This is a genomic window from Streptococcus sp. DD04, assembly GCF_001578725.1.
GTDB lineage: Bacteria > Bacillota > Bacilli > Lactobacillales > Streptococcaceae > Streptococcus > Streptococcus sinensis.
The window spans coordinates 1-443 of sequence record NZ_KQ969001.1 but is presented as its reverse complement, the minus strand read 5'-3'; the positions used below and the strand labels follow the sequence as shown (position 1 = coordinate 443).

The 443-nt window shown below is 44.0% G+C and carries 1 pseudogene; it reads left to right on the top strand.

Annotated elements, in window-relative coordinates:
* A pseudogene (locus tag STRDD04_RS11210) lies at positions 1-443 on the top strand (hypothetical protein); the annotation flags it as partial.

The window sequence follows — 443 nt, the reverse complement described above, 5'->3', positions numbered from 1 at the left end:
AAATGGGCTGGAAATACGACAGTTGAAGCTGGTACAGCTCAAAAAATGACAGGAAATGAACCAGCGGTATCTTGGGGAAATCTTAAGACAGCAGCGGCGGATGCCATTCAGTCATTAGACCGTAACCAAAATACGGATGCTAACTTTGATAATCTTTTCAAAATCAATGGTTCAGGTACTGTTATTATCAAAAACACCACCAATGGTGATGTGACGCTCAAAATTTCTAACATCAATGCATGGACGGCGGAAAATACCTACCTAGCTGTTTGGGGAGCTAAAGACGGTGGTATTGCTTGGGGTGTCTTTGCGACAACACACGGTACAGTATCTGCTGGTGCTGGTGAAGGCGCAACTGGTGGAAACATCGGTGCAACTGGTGCTATCCTTGCAGCTGTTAAGTCGTATGATTATGAAGTCTCAACTAGTAAAGAAGTGTCAAC